At 72.9% G+C, this 3,161-nt stretch carries 3 protein-coding genes; all 3 read right to left on the reverse strand.

Annotated elements, in window-relative coordinates; all coding sequences use genetic code 11:
- Positions 1-1,426 (reverse strand): circadian clock protein KaiC (gene kaiC, locus AX737_RS29405; RefSeq protein WP_066927537.1); only part of this gene is annotated, 1,426 nt, incomplete at its 3' end.
- Positions 1,427-1,502: 76 nt separating this feature from the next.
- A complete protein-coding gene (locus AX737_RS29410; protein ID WP_066927539.1) occupies positions 1,503-2,621 on the reverse strand; it encodes a glycosyltransferase in 1,119 nt (372 codons plus the stop codon).
- Positions 2,618-3,161 (reverse strand): glycosyltransferase family 2 protein (locus AX737_RS29415; protein ID WP_280949109.1); only part of this gene is annotated, 544 nt, incomplete at its 5' end. The genes AX737_RS29410 and AX737_RS29415, both read right to left, overlap by 4 nt.

Raw genomic sequence — 3,161 nt, forward strand, 5'->3', positions numbered from 1 at the left:
CGCCCGCCGGCCCGATATAGGCCTCGACGAGCTGGATGCCCGCCGACGACATCCGGAACTCGCGCACCTGATGCGAGTGGCTCATGCCCCGGGCCTTGATGACGTAGAGCGTGCGGGTGCGCTCGCCGTTGGCCTCGACGTTGAGGAGCTTGACCCAGGCGTCCATCAGCGAGGAGACGCCGAACTCGTCCTGGGCGTCGAACCCGCCCTCGGTGCGCAGGCTGGTGAAGACGGCCGTGATGCCGCGGCTCTTCAGGAGATCGACCATGCGCAGCAGCGTGGCCTGCAGCTCGCTCGCGGGGCCGCGCAGCGCCGAGAGCGGGTCGATCACCACGAGGCTCGGGGCGAACAGGTCGATGTCCCTGTGCATGCGGGCGAGGTGCGTCTCCAGCCCGTAGAGGCTCGGCCGTGCCGCCTCGAAGCGCAGCAGGCCCGAATCCACGTGGGCCTGCAGGTCGAGGCCGATCGAGCGGGCGTTGCGGGCGATCTGGTGCCCGCTCTCCTCGAACACGAAGGCCATGCAGCGCTCGCCCCGGGCGCAGGCCGCCGCGATCATGCTCGACGCGATCATGGTCTTGCCGGTGCCGGCCTCGCCCGAGATCAGGATGCCGGAGCCGCGGTGGAAGCCGCCGGGCGCCAGCATCGCGTCGAGGCCCGGGACGCCGGACGAGATCACGCCCTCGGTCACGCCGTAGTCGAGATCCGCCGAGGTGACGGGCAGGACGCTGATGCCCTCGGCGTCGATCAGGAACGGGTACTCGTTGGTGCCGTGGGCCGAGCCGCGGTACTTCACCACGCGCAGGCGCCGCGTGGTGATCTGGTCCTCGACCCGGTTGTCGAGCAGCACCACGCAGTCGGAGACGTACTCCTCCAGCCCCTGGCGGGTGAGCTGGCCGCCGCCGCGCTCGCCCGTGATGATCGCGGTCAAGCCCCGGTCCTTGATCCAGCCGAACAGGCGGCGGAGTTCCGCGCGCAGCACCGTCTCGTCCGTGAAGGCGGCGAACAGCGTCTCGATCGTGTCGAGCACCACGCGCTTGGCGCCGATCGAATCGACCGCGAAGCCGATGCGGATGAACAGCCCCTCCAGGTCGTAGGCGCCGGTCTCCTCGATCTCGCTGCGCTCGACGCGGACGTGATCGACCGCGAGCCGGCCCTCGGCCACGAGCCCGTCGATGTCGTAGCCGAGCGAGGCGACGTTGGCGGCGATGTCCTCGGCGCGCTCCTCGAAGCTCACGAAGACGCCGGGCTCGCCGTGGAGCATCGCGCCGTTGACCAGGAAGGTGGTGGCGAACAGCGTCTTGCCGCAGCCGGCCGCGCCGCAGACGAGCGTCGGTCGCCCGGCGGGAAGGCCCCCGAAGGTGATCTCGTCGAATCCTGTGATGCCGGTCCGGACCTTGTCCAGCTCCGGCCTGCGATCGCGCTCCACTGCTCGCCTATCCCCGGTTGCAACCGCCCGGTCCGGCCGTACTGCATGGGCGGAGCCGCAGCAATACAAGGTGGCGTCAGCGCCCGCGCAGGACCCCGGCGAGGAGTGCGGGGGTGGCCCGCGCCAGGAGGCGGGCCCCGCGCAAGGTCTCGGCGGCCTCGCCGGGCGCCCCCCGGATCGCGGCCAGCGCGAGCCGCATCGGCACCTGGGCCAGGAAGGCGGTGGCCAGCAGCGCCAGCGCCGTGGCCCGGCCGTGATGCTTGGCGGCGTACTGCACCCCGGCGCGCAGGATGTAGAACAGGCGGTGCGCCCGGGCCTGCCGGGTCGTGCCCTGGCCGGCGTGTCCGATCACCGCGCCGGCCACGTGCCGGACGGCGTATCCGGCCGCGCGGGCGCGCCGGCAGAGATCGACGTCCTCGTAGTAGACGAAGAAGCGCTCGTCGAAGCCGCCGAGGCCCGCGAACAGGGGGCGCCGGATCATCAGGAAGGCGCCCATCACCTGATCGACGGCGCGGTCCTCGGCGTGGTCCCACGCGGTCATGAAGTGGCTCGGCACGAGGCCGAGCCGGTCGAGGGCGAGCGCCTGTCCCAGCAGGCTCGCGGCGGTCGGCGCCCGGGCGCAGCTGCGCTCGACCGTGCCGTCGTCGGCGATCTGGCGGGCGCCGACGATGCCGGTGCCGGGTTCGGCCAGGAGGGCCGCGCGGGCCGTGAGCAGGGCCGGGCCCTCGACCCGGGTGTCGGGGTTGAGGAACAGGATCGCCTCGGCGTCCCCGGCCGCCGCGCCGATGTTGCAGGCCCGCGCGAAGCCGAGGTTTTCGGTGCTGCGGATGACCCGCAGCGCGAATCTCCCTCCCCCCTCTGCGGGGGAGGGTGGCCCCCGAAGGGGGTCGGGAGAGGGGAGCGACGCTGAAAGGAAGGGCTGCGAACCTCCCGACGGGCTCGCCTCTTCCGGAAGCCGGCTTCCCCTCTCCCGACCCTTGCTCACGCAAGGGCCATCCTCCCCCGCAGAGGGGGGAGGGAGAGCTTCGGGGCCGAACGCTTCCAGCGCCTCGGCCGACCCGTCCGTCGAGGCGTTGTCGACCACCACCACCCGCAGGTCGAGCGCCCCCGCGGCGCGCGCGAGGCTCGCGACGCAGGCCTCGACCAGCGCGCCGCCGTTCCAGTTGACGATCACGACGTCGAGGGCAGGGATCACGGCAGGTCCCGGGGCGGTCCGAGGCGGCCCATGAGGCCGTCGCGCAGGGCGGCGAGGAGGCGGGAGAGCACGCGGGGGCGATAGCCCGCGTCGCGCCAGTAAAGGAGCACCTGCACCGGCAGGTAGAGGCCCTGGCGCAGCTTCCAGCCCGCGGGCAGGTGGGGCAGGCGCAGGCCGTAGGCGCTGTTGCGCAGGTAGGTCGCCATGCGGAACAGGGGCTGGCGCGGCATGGCGAGGCCGAAGGGCCCCCGGATCGTGCCGCTGCCGACATGGTGGGCGAGCCCGGCCTCCGGGGCCATCCAGCAGCTGTACCCGCGCGCCCAGGCGCGGAAGCACCATTCGAGATCGACCGCATCGATGAAGTAGTCGGCCCGGAACGGGCCGATGCGGGCGAAGGCCGCCAGATCGACGAGGGAGCCGGAGGTCGCCAGGAAATCCACCGGCACCAGGCCGTCACGGGGGGCCTTGCCGGCGTGGACCGGGTAGGCCGGCGCCTTGTGGCCGGCGCCTGCGAGCGGGCGCGGCCCGATCACGGCGGGC

It is taken from the genome of Methylobacterium sp. CCH5-D2, assembly GCF_001556475.1.
GTDB lineage: Bacteria > Pseudomonadota > Alphaproteobacteria > Rhizobiales > Beijerinckiaceae > Methylobacterium > Methylobacterium hispanicum.